Source organism: Luteimonas sp. A611, assembly GCF_054072715.1.
The window spans coordinates 1,314,296-1,332,473 of the sequence record NZ_JBSVRP010000001.1 but is presented as its reverse complement, the minus strand read 5'-3'; the positions used below and the strand labels follow the sequence as shown (position 1 = coordinate 1,332,473).

At 67.4% G+C, this 18,178-nt stretch carries 18 protein-coding genes; 10 read left to right on the top strand and 8 right to left on the bottom strand.

What is annotated here, in order from left to right:
* Window positions 1–3 precede the first annotated feature (3 nt).
* From ACW5EG_RS05945 to ACW5EG_RS05930, 4 genes are all read right to left on the bottom strand, one after another.
* Entirely contained in the window at window positions 4–654 is a 651-nt protein-coding gene (locus ACW5EG_RS05945) for a glutathione S-transferase family protein (protein ID WP_457021065.1), read from the bottom strand.
* Complete coding sequence (locus ACW5EG_RS05940) at window positions 651–1,202, bottom strand: GNAT family N-acetyltransferase (RefSeq protein WP_457017825.1); 552 nt, start codon at window positions 1,200–1,202, stop codon at window positions 651–653. The genes ACW5EG_RS05945 and ACW5EG_RS05940 overlap by 4 nt, the downstream gene beginning before the upstream one ends.
* Before the next feature lie 98 nt (window positions 1,203–1,300).
* A complete protein-coding gene (locus ACW5EG_RS05935) occupies window positions 1,301–2,464 on the bottom strand; it encodes an acyl-CoA dehydrogenase family protein (protein WP_457017824.1) in 1,164 nt (387 codons plus the stop codon).
* A gap of 124 nt (window positions 2,465–2,588) precedes the next feature.
* On the bottom strand, window positions 2,589–3,350 hold the full coding sequence (locus tag ACW5EG_RS05930) for a glycine zipper 2TM domain-containing protein (protein WP_457021064.1): 762 nt from the start codon (window positions 3,348–3,350) through the stop codon (window positions 2,589–2,591).
* Window positions 3,351–3,519: 169 nt separating this feature from the next.
* Here ACW5EG_RS05930 and ACW5EG_RS05925 point away from each other — a divergent pair, with 169 nt between their 5' ends.
* On the top strand, window positions 3,520–3,750 hold the full coding sequence (locus ACW5EG_RS05925) for a DUF6116 family protein (RefSeq protein WP_457017822.1): 231 nt from the start codon (window positions 3,520–3,522) through the stop codon (window positions 3,748–3,750).
* Between the two features lie 19 nt (window positions 3,751–3,769).
* On the top strand, window positions 3,770–4,540 hold the full coding sequence (locus tag ACW5EG_RS05920; RefSeq protein WP_457021063.1) for a TatD family hydrolase: 771 nt from the start codon (window positions 3,770–3,772) through the stop codon (window positions 4,538–4,540).
* A 28-nt stretch (window positions 4,541–4,568) separates the two neighbouring features.
* On the opposite strand, the gene ACW5EG_RS05915 is transcribed toward ACW5EG_RS05920, so the two are convergent.
* Complete coding sequence (locus ACW5EG_RS05915) at window positions 4,569–5,369, bottom strand: tRNA threonylcarbamoyladenosine dehydratase (protein ID WP_457021062.1); 801 nt, start codon at window positions 5,367–5,369, stop codon at window positions 4,569–4,571.
* Between the two features lie 67 nt (window positions 5,370–5,436).
* On the opposite strand from ACW5EG_RS05915, the gene ACW5EG_RS05910 reads away from it, so the two are divergent.
* The 3 genes from ACW5EG_RS05910 (at window position 5,437) to ACW5EG_RS05900 (ending at window position 8,450) form a co-directional block, all read left to right on the top strand.
* On the top strand, window positions 5,437–5,901 hold the full coding sequence (locus ACW5EG_RS05910; RefSeq protein ID WP_457017819.1) for a hypothetical protein: 465 nt from the start codon (window positions 5,437–5,439) through the stop codon (window positions 5,899–5,901).
* Between the two features lie 167 nt (window positions 5,902–6,068).
* Complete coding sequence (locus ACW5EG_RS05905; protein ID WP_457017818.1) at window positions 6,069–6,548, top strand: glycine zipper 2TM domain-containing protein; 480 nt, start codon at window positions 6,069–6,071, stop codon at window positions 6,546–6,548.
* Between the two features lie 633 nt (window positions 6,549–7,181).
* Window positions 7,182–8,450 carry an amidohydrolase family protein gene (locus ACW5EG_RS05900; RefSeq protein ID WP_457021061.1) on the top strand — a complete coding sequence of 423 codons (1,269 nt, stop codon included), beginning with the start codon at window positions 7,182–7,184 and terminating at the stop codon, window positions 8,448–8,450.
* Between the two features lie 226 nt (window positions 8,451–8,676).
* Here ACW5EG_RS05900 and ACW5EG_RS05895 read toward each other — a convergent pair whose 3' ends face one another.
* Window positions 8,677–10,200 (bottom strand): phospholipase D-like domain-containing protein, encoded by a 1,524-nt coding sequence (locus ACW5EG_RS05895; RefSeq protein WP_457021060.1) that lies wholly within the window; start codon window positions 10,198–10,200, stop codon window positions 8,677–8,679.
* Window positions 10,201–10,670: 470 nt separating this feature from the next.
* Here ACW5EG_RS05895 and ACW5EG_RS05890 point away from each other — a divergent pair, with 470 nt between their 5' ends.
* From ACW5EG_RS05890 to ACW5EG_RS05870, 5 genes are all read left to right on the top strand, one after another.
* On the top strand, window positions 10,671–11,417 hold the full coding sequence (locus ACW5EG_RS05890; protein ID WP_457017815.1) for a DUF4410 domain-containing protein: 747 nt from the start codon (window positions 10,671–10,673) through the stop codon (window positions 11,415–11,417).
* Between the two features lie 222 nt (window positions 11,418–11,639).
* Complete coding sequence (locus tag ACW5EG_RS05885; protein ID WP_457017814.1) at window positions 11,640–12,143, top strand: DUF456 domain-containing protein; 504 nt, start codon at window positions 11,640–11,642, stop codon at window positions 12,141–12,143.
* A gap of 95 nt (window positions 12,144–12,238) precedes the next feature.
* A complete protein-coding gene (locus ACW5EG_RS05880) occupies window positions 12,239–13,417 on the top strand; it encodes a mechanosensitive ion channel family protein (protein WP_457021059.1) in 1,179 nt (392 codons plus the stop codon).
* Window positions 13,395–14,534, top strand: coding sequence for a phospholipase A (locus ACW5EG_RS05875; RefSeq protein WP_457017811.1), 1,140 nt, complete (start codon window positions 13,395–13,397; stop codon window positions 14,532–14,534). The genes ACW5EG_RS05880 and ACW5EG_RS05875 overlap by 23 nt, the downstream gene beginning before the upstream one ends.
* 94 nt (window positions 14,535–14,628) lie before the next feature.
* Window positions 14,629–15,894 carry a phospholipase D-like domain-containing protein gene (locus ACW5EG_RS05870; RefSeq protein ID WP_457021058.1) on the top strand — a complete coding sequence of 422 codons (1,266 nt, stop codon included), beginning with the start codon at window positions 14,629–14,631 and terminating at the stop codon, window positions 15,892–15,894.
* Window positions 15,895–15,907: 13 nt separating this feature from the next.
* On the opposite strand, the gene ACW5EG_RS05865 is transcribed toward ACW5EG_RS05870, so the two are convergent.
* Both ACW5EG_RS05865 and ACW5EG_RS05860 read right to left on the bottom strand, forming a co-directional pair.
* Window positions 15,908–16,543 carry a glutathione S-transferase family protein gene (locus ACW5EG_RS05865; protein ID WP_457017809.1) on the bottom strand — a complete coding sequence of 212 codons (636 nt, stop codon included), beginning with the start codon at window positions 16,541–16,543 and terminating at the stop codon, window positions 15,908–15,910.
* Between the two features lie 66 nt (window positions 16,544–16,609).
* The gene (locus ACW5EG_RS05860) at window positions 16,610–18,145 is read right to left on the bottom strand and encodes a fumarate hydratase (protein WP_457017808.1); all 1,536 of its coding nucleotides are present in this window, start codon (window positions 18,143–18,145) and stop codon (window positions 16,610–16,612) included.
* Between the last annotated feature and the right edge of the window lie 33 nt (window positions 18,146–18,178).

Genomic DNA, 18,178 nt, shown 5'->3' with positions numbered 1-18,178 from the left:
GCGTCAGCCTCTGCGGTTCGATTGCGCGATCCACTCGCTTGCCTGGGCCGACGGCGCAGGCATCGCGACAAAACCCGGCGTTGCACGCACCCGCGCCAGCCAGTCCCGCAGCGCCGGGTAGCCCGACAGGTCGAAACCGCCGTCGGCCGCCACCGCGGTATAGGCGACCAGCGCGATGTCGGCGATGCCGTAGTCCGGACCGGTGAACCACGGGTGCGCGTCCAGGCGCCGCTCCATCACCGCCAGCGCGAGGTGACCGCGCTCGCGCAGGCGCGGCAGCTCCGCGCGGCGCGGCGAGTCGGGCGGCGTCCAGCCGCAGATGAAGCGGGCCACGGCGATGCAGGGCTCGTGGCTGTACTGCTCGAAGAACATCCAGCTCAGTGCCTGCGCCCGCTGCCAGGGATCGGCCGGCAGGTAGGGCGTGCCTTCGGCCAGCCAGCACAGGATCGCGTTCGACTCGACCAGGATGCGGCCGTCGTCGAGCTCCAGCATCGGCACCTTGCCGTTGGGATTCTTCGCCAGGTAATCGGGGCTGCGGGTGGCACCGGCGAGGATGTCGACCTCGATCCAACGGTAGGGCCGGCCCAGTTGCTCGAGCAGCAGGCGCAGCTTGTGGCAGTTTCCCGACCAGGAGACGCCATGGACGGTGGTCATGCCGCCTTCTCCCGGTTGCGCAGCCATTGCTCGCGCGTCTGGCCCCAGATGTCGTTGGCGGCGTCCTGGTGGGGCGGCGGCAGCGCACCCGGTCCGCGCAGGCGCGAACCCAGGCGCTGCGCGACCTTCTGCGAGGCGGCGTTCTCCGGCGCGATGCAGTGGATGAAGTCGTCCCAGCCGAGGTGGGCCAGTGCCCAGTCGATGGTCGCCGGCAGGGCCTCGGTCGCGTAGCCCCTGCCCCAGGCGTCGGGATGGAGCATGTAGCCGATCTCGTTGCCCGGCCAACCGTCCGGCTTCCAGGGCCCGCCCTGGCCGAGCCAGCGGCCGCTGTCGCGGTCGATGAAGGAGAACATGCCAAAGCCCTGGATCAGCCACGCGCCCGGCTGCTGCAGGAACTTGCGCCAGGCCGCTGCCCGCGGCAAGTGGCCGCCGATCCAGCGCGCCGCATCCTCGTCGGCCAGCACCTCGGCGAAGCGGTCGAAATCGCCGGCCTGCGGCAGCCGCAGGAGCAGGCGTTCGGTTTCGATGCGGATATCCGGAAGCGACATGCCAAGGTCTCCTGGGCCCGATTGCAACATGACGAAGTCCCGCAAATGCAGCGCCAACCGCCGGATCCCGGATCATGCGTCCGGGGTGCACGCGGCGATCAGAACGCGTTGATGCCTGTCAGCTCACGCCCGACCACCAGCTGGTGGACGGTTTCCGTGCCCTCGTAGGTGATGACCGATTCCAGATTGAGCGCGTGGCGGATGGGGCAGTGCTCGGTGGTGATGCCGGCGCCGCCGAGCAGGTCGCGCGCCTCGCGCGCGATGTCGATGGCCATGCGGCAGTTGTTCCACTTGGCCAGCGACACCTGCGTGGGCTGCATCTTGCCCGCATCCTTCAGGCGCCCGAGCTGCAGGCTCAGCAACTGCGCACCGGTGATGCGGCGCGCCCAGTCGGCCATCTTGATCTGCGCGCTCTGCGTCGCCGCCACCGGGCGGCCGAACAGGATGCGTTGCTTCGAATAGTTGAGCGCTTCATCAAGGCATGCGACCGCCGCGCCGATCGGGCCCCAGGTGATGCCGTAGCGGGCCTGGGTCAGGCAGCCCAGCGGGCCCTTGAGTCCCTTGACGTTCGGCAGGCGATTGGCTTCCGGCACCCGCACGTTGTCGAAGAACAGCGCGCTGGTCACCGACGCGCGCAGGCTCATCTTGTGCTTGACCTCCTGCGCCTTGAAGCCGGCGAAGTCCTTCTCCACCACGAAGCCCTGGATGCCGTCGTCGGTCTGCGCCCAGACGATGGCGATGTCGGCCAGGTTGCCGTTGGTGATCCACATCTTGGAGCCGTTGATCAGCCAGTCGTCGCCGTCGCGCTTCGCGTGCGTCTTCATATTGGCCGGGTCGGAGCCGCCGTGCGCCTCGGTCAGGCCGAAGCAGCCGATCACCTTGCCCGCCGCCATGTCGGGCAGCCAGCGTTGCTTCTGCTCCTCGGTGCCGTAGGCGAAGATCGGGTACATGCACAGCGACGACTGCACGCTGGCGAAGCTGCGCAGGCCGGAATCACCGCGCTCGAGCTCCTGGCAGATCAGGCCGTAGCTGACGTAGTTGAGTCCGGAACCGCCGTACTCCGCCGGCAGGGTCGCGCCCAGCAGGCCCAGACTTGCAATCTCCGGGACCAGTTCGACCGGGAAGCGGCCCTGGTCGAAGCAATCGCCGATGATCGGCAGCACGCGCTCGTCGGTGAAACGGGCCACGCTGTCCTGGACCGCGCGCTCCTCGTCGCTGAGCAGGGAACGGACGTCGTACAGGTCGCAGGGGTGCAGGGCCATCGCGCAGCTCGGGGCGGGAGTAGTTTCATATTGTACGGTCGGGACCGCGCCGTGGGTCCCAGCCGTGGGCCCCAACGCAAACGGGCCGGCAAATGCCGGCCCGTTCGGGTAACGCTGGCTCAGGTCAGCCGCGATCCGGGACCGCCGACCCGGCCACGCGCGCCATGACCTCGCCATCGATCACCGGCAGGCGATCGCCCGGATCATCCTGCAGGCGCACGGTCTGCTGGCTGCCGTCGTAGCGATAGGTCACGTCGTAGGCGATGGTCTGGTCCTCGGTGCCCAGCGAGATGCGGTCGCCGGGCTTGTCGCCGGTGCGCATCGTGCCGGTGGTGCCGTCCGGGTTGCGGTAGGTCACGTTCCAGGCGACGACCTGCGAGGACTGCGAGGTGTCCTGCACGGTCCGGCACTGGCGGTCCACCCGCTCGACCACTCGGCCACCGACGTGGTTGCGGTCCACGCGGTTCCCGATCACGCCGCCCGCGGTCGCGCCCGCGGCCGTCGCCAGCTTGCGGCCGTTGCCGCCGCCCACCTGGTTGCCGACCAGTCCGCCGATCACCGCGCCGGCCACCGTGCCGCCGACATTGCCGTCGCGCTCGGGCAGGCGTTCCTGCACCACGACGTCGTTGCAGACCTGTCGCGGCGAGGACGATGTGGTCGTCTCGCGCACCGCTTCGGAACCGATCACGGTGGCGAACAGCTCCGCCTTCTCGGTCACCGGCGTCACGCCGATGACCTCGGCATAGTCGAGTCCCCGTGCATCTTCTTCGCCAGCGGCGCCAGCGGCGGCAGTCGGGTCCGTATCGCGGCTGTTGTGGTAGGCGCCGATGGCGACGCCGCCCACCAGCAGGGCCGCCAGTGCCACGGCCAGGGTATTGCTTTTCATGATGCTCTCCTTCGGGGTCGACGCCCACTGCATGTGCGGTCCGATTGCAGCACTACCAAGCTGAACGCGGGCTCGAAAAGTTCCGGAAGACTGACAGCGCCATGAATTCCGCCTTCAGCCCGCCGTGATAGCGTGACCCGGTCGCCACTCCCGCCGGGTGCACACCGCAATGGCCAATCCCCTGCTGCTGCCGCTGCTCAACTGGGCGCGCGGACTGCGCTACCCCACCTTGTTCAAGGTTACCGCTTTCGCGTTCGCGATCAGCGTGCTGTTGCCGTTCGACCCGATCCCCTTCATCGACGAGATCGTGCTGGGCCTGGGCACCCTGCTGCTGGCGAACTGGAAGCATCGCAAGGCGCCTCGCGAGCGTCCGATCGACGGCGACGTACGCCACCGCTGATCGGCGGCGACGCAAGCCGATGCTGCTGGCCGACAGCCATTGCCATCTGGACGCCGGCGAATTCGACGCCGACCGCGATGCGGTCATCGCCCGCGCCCGTGCCGCCGGCGTGCAGCTGCAGGTCGTGCCGGCCACCCATGCGGACGCCTGGTCCGGGCTGCGCGAGGTCTGCAGGTCGGCGCCCGGGCTGTACCCGGCCTACGGCATGCATCCGGTGTTCCTCGACCGACATCGGGCCGGCGACCTTGAGCGCCTGCGCCAATGGCTGGAGAGCGAGCGCCCGGTCGCGGTTGGCGAATGCGGGCTGGACCATTTCATCGAGGATCTGGATCGCGACGCCCAGCAGCACTGGTTCGAAGGCCAACTGCGGCTGGCGCGCGAGTACGACCTGCCGGTGATCGTGCACGCGCGACGCGCGGTGGACGCGGTGATCGCGGCGCTGCGGCGGGTTGGCGGGCTGCGCGGGGTGGTGCACAGCTACTCCGGCAGCGAGGAGCAGGCGCGGCAACTGTGGAAGCTCGGCTTCATGCTCGGCCTGGGCGGCCCGGTCACCTACGAGCGCGCGCGGCGCCTGCGGCGTCTGGCCGCGTCGATGCCGCTGGAGTACCTGCTGCTGGAAACGGATGCACCCGACCAGCCGGATGCCGACAATCGCGGCCAGCGCAACGAGCCGGCGAAGCTGGTGACCGTGCTGGACGTGATCGCGCGCCTGCGCGATGTCGATCCGGCGCAGATCGCCACGGCGACCACGGCGAACGCGCGCAGGCTGTTCGCCCTGCCGTCCACCTAGGACTCGTTCGCGCACCGAACGGTCGGGTTCAGGGCTTTGTCTGCTGCTTGAGCAGGATCTCGAGCGCCTTGCCCGCCGCGGCAAAGGCGAAGGCGCCGGTGATATGGGTGGCCGCGCCCAGGCCCGCGCCGCAGTCGAGCTTGAGCGCGGCGTCGGGTCCCGCGGCGGGACGCAGGCCGCAGACGCTGCCGTCGGGCTGCGGATACTTCACGTTCTCCAACGAGTAGATCGCCGGCACGCCGAAGTAACGGTCGCGATTCTTCGGGAAGTTGAACTCGACCCGCAGCTTCTTGCGGATCAGCGCCAGCATCGCGTCGTGCTCGGTGCGCGAGAGGTCGCGCACGCGTACCTGCGTGGCATCGGTGCGGCCGCCGGCGGCCCCCACCGTGATCACCGGCAGCTTGCGGCGCCGGCACCAGGCGATCAGTTCGACCTTGCTTCGGAAGCTGTCGCAGGCATCGACCACCAGGTCGAAGCCGCGGTCGAGCAGTTCGGCGAGATTGCCGGGCGTGAGGAACATCTGCACCGCATCGAGCGAGATCTCCGGGCTGATCGCGCGGCAGCGTGCGGCCATCGCCTCGGCCTTGTTGCGTCCGTACTCGCCGGCCAGGGCCGGCAGCTGCCGGTTGGTGTTGGACAGGCACAGGTCATCGGCATCGATCATCGTGATGTGGCCGACCGCACTGCGCGCGAGCGCCTCGACCACCCAGGACCCGACACCACCGAGACCGACGACGGCCACGCGCCGTCCGCGCAGGCGTTCGACCGCGCCCCGCCCGTACAGGCGGTCGATGCCGGCAAACCGTTCGCTCCAAACCGTGTCGTCCATGGCGACAAGTCTAACGGGGCGGTGCGTGGTATCGTCGCCGGCCACGCCAAGCCACGCAGCCAACGCCATGTCAGCCACGCCGACTTCCGGGCCCAGCCCCGCACGCAAGCCGCCGTCCGCCGCTTCGCGCTACCTGTTCGTGTTCCTGCTCGGGCTGGTGATCGGCGTGGTGGTGGTGGTGATGCTGCTGCGCACGCTGGAGTCGCGCAAAACCTGGCGCGACCACTATCCCGAAGCGCTGATGCATGTACTGTCCGCGCAGACCGCACAGATGCGCGACAACGCCGTCGCCAACCGCTGCAGTCCGACCGACACCCTGCCCCACCTGCAGTCTCTGCGCAGCCTCGGCAACGATTTCGAGCGCGCCTTCCCCGAACTGCGCGACGATCAGCGCTTCGTCCAGCATGCGGCCCAGTTCCGCGGCACGCTCGACGCGGCATTGGCCGCACCGGCCGTGGGCTGCGAGGGCGTGCAGCGCGCCGCCGCCAGCATCGGCGACGCGTGCAAGGCCTGCCACCAGGACTTCCGCTGAGAGGGCGGTCGCGCACGCCGCGCGGCTGAACCGCGACTGCATCGTCCCGGCACGCGTGCCTCGGCCTGCGTGCGTATTGCCGTGATGTTCACCCCGCTGCTTCCAGTATCCGGACCGTGCCGCGCAACGCTGCGGTGTCGCTAGTCCCCTGAGCTCGAGGAGCCCCGATGAACATTCGCATGTGCATGACCTGTGTCGCCACGATCGCCACGCTCGCACTGGCCGGCTGTGCCAGCACTTCGCCCGGCTACGGCTCCGGCTACGGCTCCAACTCCACGGCGCCGCCGTCCGGTCGCTGCTTCGACTGCGGCACGGTGGTGTCGATCCAGGGCGCATCGGGGGACGGTGGCAGCAACGTCGCCGGCCCGGTGCTGGGCGGCATCGTCGGCGCAGTCGCGGCCAAGGAACTGGCGCGCCGCAACACCGACAGCGATGGTCGCCGCAACGTCGCGATCGCTGCGGGCGCCGCCGGTGGCGCCGTGGCCGGCAACGCGATCCAGAACCGCGTCGAATCCAACCGCAGCGGCTATACCGTCCACGTCCGCATGGACGACGGCCGCACCACCTCGGTGCAGCAGGCCGACCTCGCCGGAATCCGCGAGGGTTCATATGTCCGCGTGCAGAACGGGCGCGCCTGGGTGTATTGATTGCAGCTCCCGGTCGCTTGACCTGCCGCTCCTGCCGACTGATTGCAGCTTCCTGTCGACGCCCGCATATGCGGGCGTCGCTTATTCCGCGAGCTGACGCGGCGGTCCCACGTCCCGATTGAAGTCACGGTGCCGGTGCTTCTGTGCCGATGCCGTGCCGCTGTTTCGGAGCGAAGGAGCGAATACGAACCCGTTATCCCGGGATTTCCGCTGTAGGAGCGGCTTCCGCCGCGATATGGAAATCCGAAGCACAGCAAGCGCGCGCCACCCGGCACGTTGTTCGTTTAGAAGACAGATTCGCCAAGCGTAGCGGTAGTGCAGCTGAGTCCTCGTCGGTTTCACTCAATCATCACCCACTTTTAACTTCCGCTGTTTCATCGTCAAACCCGCCAGGGGTGAAGTCGAGCCCGCTCTCCGACTCAATTGGGGAACACCATGCGGAACGTCTTTGCCAGTCTCGCGATCCCGGCACTGATTGGGCTCGTGCTTTGCACCGCCTGCAACCGCCCTGATGATCCGGGCGACGGGCCGGCCAGCGCGACCGCGCCACCTGCAGCAGCGGCCGAGGCCACTGCTCCCACTGCTCCCACTGCTCCCGCTGCTCCCGCTGCGGCCGCTGCCGGGAAACAAGTCGTGCCCGTCACCCTGTTCCAGAACGTACGGGTGTTCGACGGCAAGAGCAGCACGCTCTCGGAGTCGCGCAACGTGCTGGTGCGCGGCAATGTGATCGAAAGCATCTCGGCCGAGGCGATCAACGTCCCGCCCGGTGAAGGCGTCACCGTCATCGACGGCAACGGGCGCACGCTGATGCCCGGCCTGATCGACAACCACTGGCACGTCATGTTGGCAAGTATCTCGATGCAGGAGCTGATGAAGTTCGACGTGGACAGCATGACCCGACTGGCCAACGTAGAGGCCGAAGCCACGCTGATGCGTGGCTTCACCACCGTGCGCGATCTTGGTGGGCCTTCGTTCGCGCTCAAGCGGACCATCGACGCCGGGCAAGTGGTCGGCCCGCGCATCTATCCCTCCGGCGCCATCATCACCATCACCGGTGGTCACGGCGATTTCCGCAGTCTCAGCGAGTTGCCACGGCAGCTCGGCGGACCTTTGTCGCCCATGGAACTCACGGGCGGCGTCATGGTGGCCGATTCGCCCGACGAGGTGCGGGTGCGTGCGCGCGAACAGCTGACACTCGGCGCCTCGCAGATCAAGCTGACGGCCGGCGGTGGCGTGGCATCGCCGCACAGCCCGTTGGACGTGTCCACATTCAACGAAGACGAGTTGAGAACCGCGGTACAGGCCGCCGAGAACTGGGGCACCTACGTCGCCACGCACGCTTACACACCGGCGGCGATGCAACGTTCGATCGCTGCGGGCGTCAAGGTCATCGAACATGGCCACCTGATGGATGAGGAGACCGCCAGGCTGATGGCCGACAAAGGCGTCTGGCTGAGCTTCCAGCCCTTCACCGACCTCACCCCCGGTGCGCAGATGGCGCCCGCCAATCGCGCTCGGCTGGCGCAGGTGGTCTCCGGGACCGAACGGACCGTGGAACTGGCGAAACAATACGGATTCAAGATGGCCATCGGAACCGACATCCTGTTCTCGGCGGCCGATGCAGCCGGGCAAGGAGCGGTTCTGACCAGGATGGGCAAGTGGTACAGCGCACCGGAGGTGATGACCATGCTCACCGCCACCAATGCCGAACTGCTGAAATTGTCGGGCCCGCGCGATCCCTATCCCGGCAAGCTGGGGGTGGTGGAAGAAGGCGCCTTGGCGGACCTGTTGCTGGTTGAGGGCAACCCGCTGGAAAACCTCAAGCTGATCGAAGACCCCAAGAAGAACTTCCTGGTCATCATGAAGGATGGCGGGATCTACAAGAACAGCCTCGAACCATAAGGTTGGCGGCGCGAGTCCGGGTTGAACCCTTGTCCGCGAACTTGTTCGTGCGCCCTTGGATCTTCGGGCTCTGTGCCGGGGTCGGCCCGCTCATCAGCGCCACGTCCCCTCCGGTTTTGAGTAGCGTGGCGACCTGGAGTCCAATTCCCCAAAGCGAGGAGATTGGACGTGAAGAAGCGCGCTTTGACCAGACATCCGTCTGAAGACGGCGCGTGATCCGGCGGCCTCAGAGTTGCGATTCGATCGGCAGCACACTCGCCAGCCAGGCCAGAATTCGTCGCGACACATCCGCTTGCGGATCGCGCGTCCAGACGTGGTACCCGTCGCTCCAGCGCAGGCGGTTGCCGTGCAGCGTGACCTTCCAGGCGCGCTCGCCCTGCAGCTTCGCGTCGAACAGACGCGTCAGTTCTGCGGCCAGCACGGGATCGGCCACCAGGATGCCCTGTTCGGTGTTCAGCGACTTCGAGCGCGGATCGAGGTTGTAGGAACCGACGAAGATCTGCTGGTCGTCGACGATCATCGCCTTGGTATGCAGGCTGGCGCCCGACAAGCCCATCAGGCTGTATCCGGGATCGGACGTGCCGACCGGCCTGAGCTCCCACAGTTGCACCCCGCCGCGCAGCAGCGGGCGTCGCGATCGCATGTAGCCGCCGTGCACGATAGCCACGTCGGTGGCGGCGAGCGAGTTGGTGAGGACCTGCACCTCCGGGCCGCGTTGCGCGGCGGCGACCAGCTCCGCGGTGCCGCTTGCAGCGGGTACGAAGTAGGGCGTAAGGATGCGCAGATTCCGCTGCGCCTGACGCACAGCGGGCAACAGCACGCGCAGCACCTCGGATCGATCGGCCATGTCCAGCCGCTTCTTCAGCGGATCGTCGCTGACGAAGCGCCAGGCGGAATGCCATCGCAGGTAGGTCTCGCCGGCAAGCAGCGCCTGCACCTGCGGATCCTCGCGCAGCACTTGCGCGAAGTCGCTGGCCCTGAGCTCGGCCTGGCTGTCGTCGAGCACGCCGCGCAACCGCCGCAATGCCTCGGGCGAAACGGCCCGCGACGAGAGTTGCGCGATCGGGAAACTGGAGGGCGAGTTCCAGAACCGGTCGAACGTGGCGCTCACTTCCCGCACCACGGGCCCCACCATCAACATGTCAAGATCGATAAAGTTGCCCACCGGTCTCGCGTCGAAGTACTCGTCGCCGAGGTTGCGCCCGCCGACCAGTGCGATGCGGTTGTCGGCGATCCAGCTCTTGTTGTGCATGCGGTGGTTGAGGCGGCGAAAGTCGGTGGCGAACTCTCCTGCCTTGCGCGCCAGTCCGCTGCGGCTGACCAGCGGATTGTATATCCGCACCTCGAGATCGGGGTGCGCGTCGAGCGCGGCGAATCCAGCGTCATTCGCACGCGCCGGGAAGTCGTCCACCAGGATGCGGACGCGGACGCCGCGGTCGGCCGCCAGCAGCGCCTGCCTGGCCAGCAGCTTGCCGGTCAGGTCCGCATTCCAGATGTAGGCCTGGATATCGAGGCTGGTAGTCGCAGCCTGCGCGCTGTACGCGCGCAGGGCATAGGCCTCGGAACCGGTGGCGACCAGGCGGAAGCCGGACTGGCCGGGATGGCGTGCCTCCATCGGGACGACCCGCTCGGCGATCGCACCGTCGGTTGCCGGCGCAGGCGCGAATTCCTCCGGAAGTTCGCCGCGCGGCGGCAATTGCGCGCACGCAGTGGGCAGCAGGCATAGCGCAAACGCGACGGCTCCACGCACGGCGACCTCCTCAATCCTCACAAGCGATGTTACGGCACTCAAGTGAAAGAGAGAGGCCGTCCCTCTTCAGCTGGACCGTCTGGATACGGCACTGTGGTCCGTCCAGTGCACGCACGGTCGCTGTCAGAAACTTGCCTCCAGGTAAGCAATGACAGCCTTGACCGGGACATGTTCCTTGACTCGATAGAAGCGCTCGCATCTTGACGAGGCGCTTCACACCGTTTTTACCCGCCAGGGTTAAGCATCCGAATCTGCGGCTTGGCAATTTGCGGCGACTTCGATCGCGTGTCTGAAACTTTGGAAACCTGGTGAATCGCGCAAAGTGACGGTGAAGGCCGATTCCCGCGGTGAGCGTTCGACGCAGGCGCCGGTATTTCGTTTCTGACTCCGAGGTACCCGACCCCGAGGTACCCGTCGCCGAAGTAAGCAGACACGCGGCTCATTAACTAGGTCACCCAGGAAGAACCGACATGGCACAGGGAATCAAGTCCGCCGTTGTAAAGGTAGCGACGCCTGCAGGCCACATGGGGCTGTCAGCGAATCGACGTGTCGTGGTGGCGCTGTGGTTCGTCGCGATCGCGGTGGTCTGTGTCGGGTGCGCTGGGGCTCGCGTCAAGAACGTGCAGGCGGATCATTCGCTCGCGCTGCCGCGGCCTGCGCGGATCGTCATATACGATTTCACCACCGGCCCGACCGATGTCCAGATGCTCTTTTCACCTCGCCAGGAGGGAGAGCACGCGGTATTGACGCAAGAACAGCCCGACCTGCTCGCCGAGGCGGTGGCGGACAGCCTCGCGACCAGGCTGGTCGAGGGTATCCGTTCGCTCGGTCTCCCCGCCGAGCGCGTCGCCGGTGCCGCCCAGCCCGAGATGAACGATCTGGTGATCGAGGGCGACTTCGTGCGCATCGACACGGGATCGCGAGCGCGGCGGTTCGTGATCGGATTTGGCATGGGGGCGAGCGAGTTGCGCACGCGGGTCCGGGTCTTCCAAGTGACTGCGGAGGGGTGGAAGCCAGTACAACAATTCGAGACGGTGGCCACTGGCTCCAGACTCCCCGGGGCGGCATTTGGCACCGCGGTCGCTGGCTCGGCGGCGATCTCCGCTGGCATCGCCGGCGTGAGGGAACTTCGCACCGCCATTGATGCCGATGCCGGGCGCACAGCTGAGCAAATCGCGGGGAACGTGTCGGAGCTTAAGACTGCCCAAGGCTGGTAGCCGCCACGCTTGCGTCGTCAGGACCAAGGTGCGCATTGAACGCATGCGTCCAGGACCGACCCGGATGCCCGTCTGTATCATGACGCAGAGCTCGGATTTCTCTCTCCCGTCGACATGACGCAGGGTCCGGATTCCTGTCTCCGGTCGACATGCCGCCCGCGCAGACGCCCGCTTTTTGCCAGAATGCCCGGACGGCGGCGTCCCGCCGATTCCGGAGCGTCCATGGAAGCGCAATCGATCTACTACGCCCTTGCCCTGCTGCTGGTGCTGGTCGGCATCGCCGGCACGGTGCTGCCGGCGTTGCCCGGGCTGCCGCTGGTCTTCGCCGGGATGCTGCTGGCCGCGTGGGCCGGCGGGTTCGAGCTGATCGGCGGATGGACGATCCTCGTACTGGCGATACTCACCCTGGTTTCGATCGGGGTGGACTTCCTTGCTTCGGCGGCGGGCGCCAGGCGCGTCGGCGCCAGCCGGCTGGCGGTGATCGGCGCGCTGGTGGGAACGGTGGTGGGGCTGTTCTTCGGCCTGGTCGGCGTGTTCGCCGGCCCCTTCGTCGGCGCCGTGATCGGTGAACTCATCGACCGGCGCGGCTTGGCGCATACCGACCTGGGGCGCGCCACCAAGGTCGGCATCGGCACATGGTTCGGGATCTTCGTCGGGATCGTGCTCAAGCTCACGCTGGCGTTCGCGATGATCGGCGTCTTCGCCCTGGCCTGGTGGACCGATTGACGCCGCCTTGCCATCGCGACGATAGACTGCCGCTTTCACCACGATCCTTCCGCATGCTCGCATCACCGTCGCGCCCCCGGCGCAGGTTCGGATACTTGCTGCTGCCGCTGCTGCTGCTCGCTGCGATATCCGCGCCGGTCGCAGCGATGCAGGCCGTTACGGCGCCGCAGCCCGTTGCCGCTCCAGCAACGAACGCGTCCAGCGAGGCGGGAGATGGGCAGGATCCGTCGGCGGGACCGACGACGCTTCCGCCGCCGCAAACCGACATCCGCGGCCGCTTCGATTACGCCTTCGACAAGCTCGGCGCCGGCCTGGGCGACTTCCTTGCCTGGCTGCCGCTGCTGGCGGTTGCGCTGGCGATCGTGCTGTTTTCCACCTGGCTTGCCGGCTTCATCTCCCGGCGCCTGCACCTGCTGCGATTGCGCACCGACAACCCCTACATGAACGGGTTGATCCGCAACGTGGTGCGCGTGGTGATCATCCTGTTCGGCGTGGTGATCGCGCTCAACCTGCTCAATGCCACTGCGCTGGTCACCGCGGTGCTGGGTTCTGCCGGCGTGGTCGGCCTGGTGCTCGGCTTCGCGTTCAAGGACATCGCCGAGAACTATGTCGCCGGGATCCTGCTGAGCCTGCGCCAGCCGTTCTCGCCGGGAGACCACGTGGTGGTCGACGGCAACGAGGGCAAGGTGGTGTCGCTGCATTCGCGCACCACCGTGCTGATGACGCTGGAAGGCAACGAGCTGCGCCTGCCAAATGCGCTGGTGTTCAAGGCGATCATCCTCAACTATTCGCGCAATCCCAATCGCCGCTTCGACTTCACCATTCCGATCGACGTCAGCCAGTCGATCAGGACTGCGCAGTCGCTGGCGCTGGAGGAGATCTGCGGGGTCGAAGGCCTGCTGCTGGACCCCGGCCCCTCGTGGACTGTCCACGAGTACGGCACGGCCGGCATCGTGCTGCGCTTCTTCGGCTGGGTCGACCAGCGCGAAAGCGACCTGGGCAAGGTGCGCAGCGAGTCCATCCGCCTGGTCAAGGCCGCCTTCGCGCGACAAGGCATCGAACCGCCGCGCTCCACCCATCACATCCTCACCGCACACCAGCCCGCCGACGAAGCACCCGCGACGCAGCCCGAGCCGGTCCACGGCACCGAGACCGACACGTCGGTCAACCGCGACATCGACCGCCAGCTGGCGCGCGCGCAGGAAGCCGCCGCGGCCGACACCAACCTCCTCGAACCGCCACCTGCCCACCATGACCCGCAATCACCTGCGTGACGCACTACTCGCCGCACTCGCCATGGCGAGCGCCCCCTGCCTGGCGCAGACACCCAGCTCGCTGGAGGCCTGCGCTGCGCTGCAGGTCGACGCGGCGCGCCTGGCCTGCTACGACGCCTTGGCCGGGCGCAGCACGGCGGATCCCCTGGAGGCCGACCAGACCGCAGTCAGGGCGAGACAAGCGCTGGACGCCGCGCCGGACGCGGCCGATCGCGAACACGATGCGGATGGCAGCCTGTTCGCGCATGAAACGCGAGCCGTCGCCGCGCTGGCCAACGCCGGCCGCGGTTCGCTGCTCGACAGTCGCTGGGAGCTGGCGCGCGACTCCAAGCTCGGCATCTTCAATTTCCGCGTCTACAAGCCGGTCTACCTGATGCCGATGTTCTGGACCTCGGACGTCAACGACATGCCGTCCTCGGCCAATCCGGATAACACCGCCACCTCGCCGACGGACCTGGACGCGCTGGAGACCAAGTTCCAGCTCAGCTTCAAGACCAAGGCGGTGGAGAACCTGTTCGGCGACAACGGCGACATCTGGATGGGCTACACCCAGAGCTCGCGCTGGCAGGTCTACAACACCGAGGAGTCGCGCCCGTTCCGCGAAACCAACTACGAGCCCGAAGTGCTGCTGGTATTCCGCAACGGCTACAGCATCGGCGACTGGAAGGGGCGCATGGCCGCGGTCGGGATCAACCACCAGTCCAACGGCCGCGGCGATCCGCTGTCGCGCAGCTGGAACCGGGTGATCTTCAACATCGGCCTTGACCGCGACAACTGGGCGCTGATGCTGCGGCCCTGGATCCGCGTGGGCGACGGCAGCGACGACGACAACCCCGACATCGAGGACTACGTCGGTCGCGGCGACGCGACCCTGACCTACCTGCGCGGCCGCAACGAATTCTCGCTGATGGCCAGGCATTCGCTGCGCGGCGGCGACCGCTCACGCGGCGCGCTGCAGTTCGACTGGGGTTTTCCGATCCACGAGTCGCTGCCGATGCGCGGCCGCCTGCAGGTCTTCCACGGCTATGGCGAGAGCCTGATCGACTACAACCACAAGGCCAGCTACGTGGGCCTGGGCATCTCGCTGCAGGAGTGGTTCGCCCCGCGCGGGAATTGACCAAGACCAGCCGGGTCGCCCGCGCCGTGGCCGCCACGGACCAGTGCACCGACGCAGCCCGATACCCTGGCATACGCTTTTCCGGAGCCGCCGCATGAACTGGATGATCGCGTTGACAATCGTGGCCACGATCGTGGCCGCCGTGGTGGCGATGAACTTCGCCACGCCCGAGAAGAAGATCCAGAAGAAGGTCGAGCATCGCCACGGCGTGGCTGATCCGCAGTTCAGGCGCGAGATGTCTGTCCTGCTGGGCCCGGCGATCATCGGCGGCAACCGCGTGCAGGCCTTCCACAACGGCGACGAGATCTTCCCCGCGATGATCGAGGCCATCCGCGGCGCGCGCAGCAACATCACCATGGAGACCTACATCTACTGGTCGGGCGAGATCGGCCGCAAGGTCGCCGATGCCCTGTGCGAGCGCGCCAGCGCCGGCGTTCCGGTGCATCTGGTAGTGGACTGGGCGGGCAGCCTGAAGATGGACGACGAGCTGCTGGAACTCATGCAGGGCGCCGGCGTGCGCCTGGAGCGCTACCGGCCACTGCGCTGGTACAACCTGGGCCGCATGAACAACCGTACCCATCGCAAGCTGCTGGTGGTGGACGGGCGGATCGGCTTCACCGGCGGCGTGGGCATCGCCGACCAGTGGACCGGCCACGCGCAGGATCCGGAGCACTGGCGCGAGACCCATTTCCGGGTCGAAGGCCCGGTGGTGGCGCAGATGCAGGCGGCCTTCAACGACAACTGGATCAAGACCACCGGCGAACTGCTCAACGGGGTGGACTATTTCCCCGCGATCGAGCCGGCAGGGGACGTCGATGCGCACCTGTTCGTCGCATCGCCCGCTGGCGGCAGCGAGAGCATGCACATGATGTACCTGACCTCGATCTCCGCGGCCTGCCACAGCATCGACCTGTGCGCGGCCTATTTCGTCCCCGATCCGCTGATCGCCAGCGCGCTGCTGGGCGCGCGCGAACGCGGGGTACGCGTGCGGGTGCTGCTGCCGGGCAAGCACATCGACTCGGAAACGGTGCGCCATTCCTCCAGGGCCTCGTGGGGCGAGCTGCTGGCGGGCGGCGTGCAGATCCACGAGTACCAGCCGACGATGATCCACGTGAAGCTGCTGGTGGTGGATGGCGAGCTGGTGTCGGTGGGCTCGACCAATTTCGACATCCGCTCGTTCCGCCTCAACGATGAGGCCAGCCTCAACGTCTATGACACGGCGTTCGCGGCGTGCATGACGGAAGCCTTCGAGCGCGATCTCGAACAGACGATCGAGTACGACTACGCCATGTGGGAGCGCCGGCCGCTGCGCCACAAGCTGGTCGAGAAGCTGCTGCGTCCAGTGCGCTCGCAGGTCTAGACGGCGCGCGACCTCAGGTCCAGTCGGTCAGGCCCTCGCGCCGGCAGACCTCTACAAACGACGGCAGCGCCTTCATGCGCGCCGCATGCGCGACCAGCGCCGGCCAGCTATCCGTGGGCCGCGGCATGTTGCGCGACCAGCGCATCAGCATGGTCAGCACGAAGTCGGCTGCACTGCGTTGCGCGCCAAGCAGGTAGGGGCCACCGAGGCGCAGGTGATCCTCGACCTGCTGCCAGGCGGCTTCCAGCTCCGCCAGCGCGCGCGCCTGTACCTCGGGGACCTGTCCTTGCCCCGCCGGCTCGTCGGGGTAGAACCAGCGCCGGTACGCCGGCATCAGGCTGTAGGCGCAGAAGAACATCCAGCGGTAGTACGCCGCGCGCTGCGGCGTGCCCGGTTCGGGTGCCAGGCCGCCGTCCGGATGCAGGTCGGCCAGGTGCATGGCGATCGCGGCGGACTCGGTCAGCACCTGGCCGTCGATCACCAGGGTCGGCACGCGACCCTGCGGATTCAGCGCCAGGTAGTCGGCGGACTTGTGCTCGCGTCGGCCGAAATCGAGCATGCGCAGCTCGTGCGCGATGCCCAGTTCGATGAGCAGCCAATGCACGACCAGGGAGGCCGTGCTCCTGGACCCGTAAAGGACGACAGCCATGGCGCGGACCTGAGGATGCGGGAGGCGAGTATGTCCTGTCGCCCGACACGCGGCACGCGACGCGTCTCAGGCGACCTCGACCACCGGGATCTTGCCGATCCGGGCCTGCCACTGCCTCGGGCCGGTCTGGTGCACCGACTCGCCGGTCGAATCGACCGCGACGGTCACCGGCATGTCCTTGACCTCGAACTCGTAGATCGCCTCCATGCCCAGGTCCTCGAAGCCGACCACCCTCGCGGCCTTGATCGCCTTGGACACCAGGTAGGCCGAACCGCCGACCGCCATCAGGTAGACCGACCTGTGCTTGCGGATTGCCTCCAGCGCCACCGGGCCGCGCTCGGCCTTGCCGATCATGCCCAGCAGGCCGGTCTGGCTGAGCACCTGCTCGGTGAACTTGTCCATGCGCGTTGCCGTGGTCGGGCCGGCCGGGCCCACCACCTCGTCGCGCACCGGATCAACCGGGCCGACGTAGTAGATGAATCGGCCGCGGAGATCGACCGGCAGCTTCTCGCCCTTGTCGAGCATGTCGACCATGCGCTTGTGCGCGGCATCGCGGCCGGTCAGCATCCTGCCGTTGAGCAGCAGCACTTCGCCGGGCTTGAAGGTGGCGACGTCTTCGCGGGTGACCGTATCCAGATCCACGCGGCGCGCGTTCTGCGGGTTGTAGGTGAGCTTGGGCCAGTCTTCGAGCGACGGCGGATCCAGTGCGACCGCGCCGCTGCCGTCGAGGGTGAAATGCGCGTGGCGCGTGGCGGCGCAGTTGGGGATCATCGCCACCGGCAGGTTGGCCGCGTGGGTCGGGTAATCCTTGACCTTGATGTCGAGCACCGTGGTCAGGCCGCCCAGGCCCTGCGCGCCGATGCCCAGCGCGTTCACCTTTTCGTACAGCTCCAGCCGCAGCTCCTCGGCGCGGTTGGAGGGGCCGCGCGCGATCAGGTCCTGGATGTCGATCGGCTCCATCAGCGACTCCTTGGCCAGCAGCATCGCCTTCTCGGCGGTGCCGCCGATGCCGATGCCGAGCATGCCCGGCGGGCACCAGCCGGCGCCCATGGTCGGCACGGTCTTCAGCACCCAGTCCACGACCGAATCCGACGGATTGAGCATGGCGAACTTCGACTTGGCCTCGGAGCCGCCGCCCTTGGCCGCCACGATCACGTCGACCTTGTCGCCGGCGACGATCTTCATGTTCACCACGGCCGGGGTGTTGTCCTTCGTGTTCTGGCGCTTGCCGGCCGGATCGGCCAGCACGCTGGCGCGCAGCTTGTTGTCCGGATGGCGGTAGGCACGGCGCACACCCTCGTTGACCGCATCCTCCAGCGAGCCGCTGAAGCCCTCCCAGCGCACATCCATGCCCACTTCCAGGAACACGGTGACGATGCCGGTGTCCTGGCAGAGCGGGCGGTGCCCTTCGGCGCACATGCGCGAGTTGATCAGGATCTGGGCAATCGCGTCCTTGGCCGCGGGGGATTCCTCGCGCTCGTAGGCGGCGGACAGGTTCCGGATGTAGTCGACCGGGTGGTAATAGCTGATGTACTGGAGGGCGTCGGCGATCGACTGGATCAGGTCGTCCTGCTTGATCGTGCGGGTAGAAGCGAGGGTCACGGCTTGCTCGGCGGCTTGCGGGAAACGGCCAGT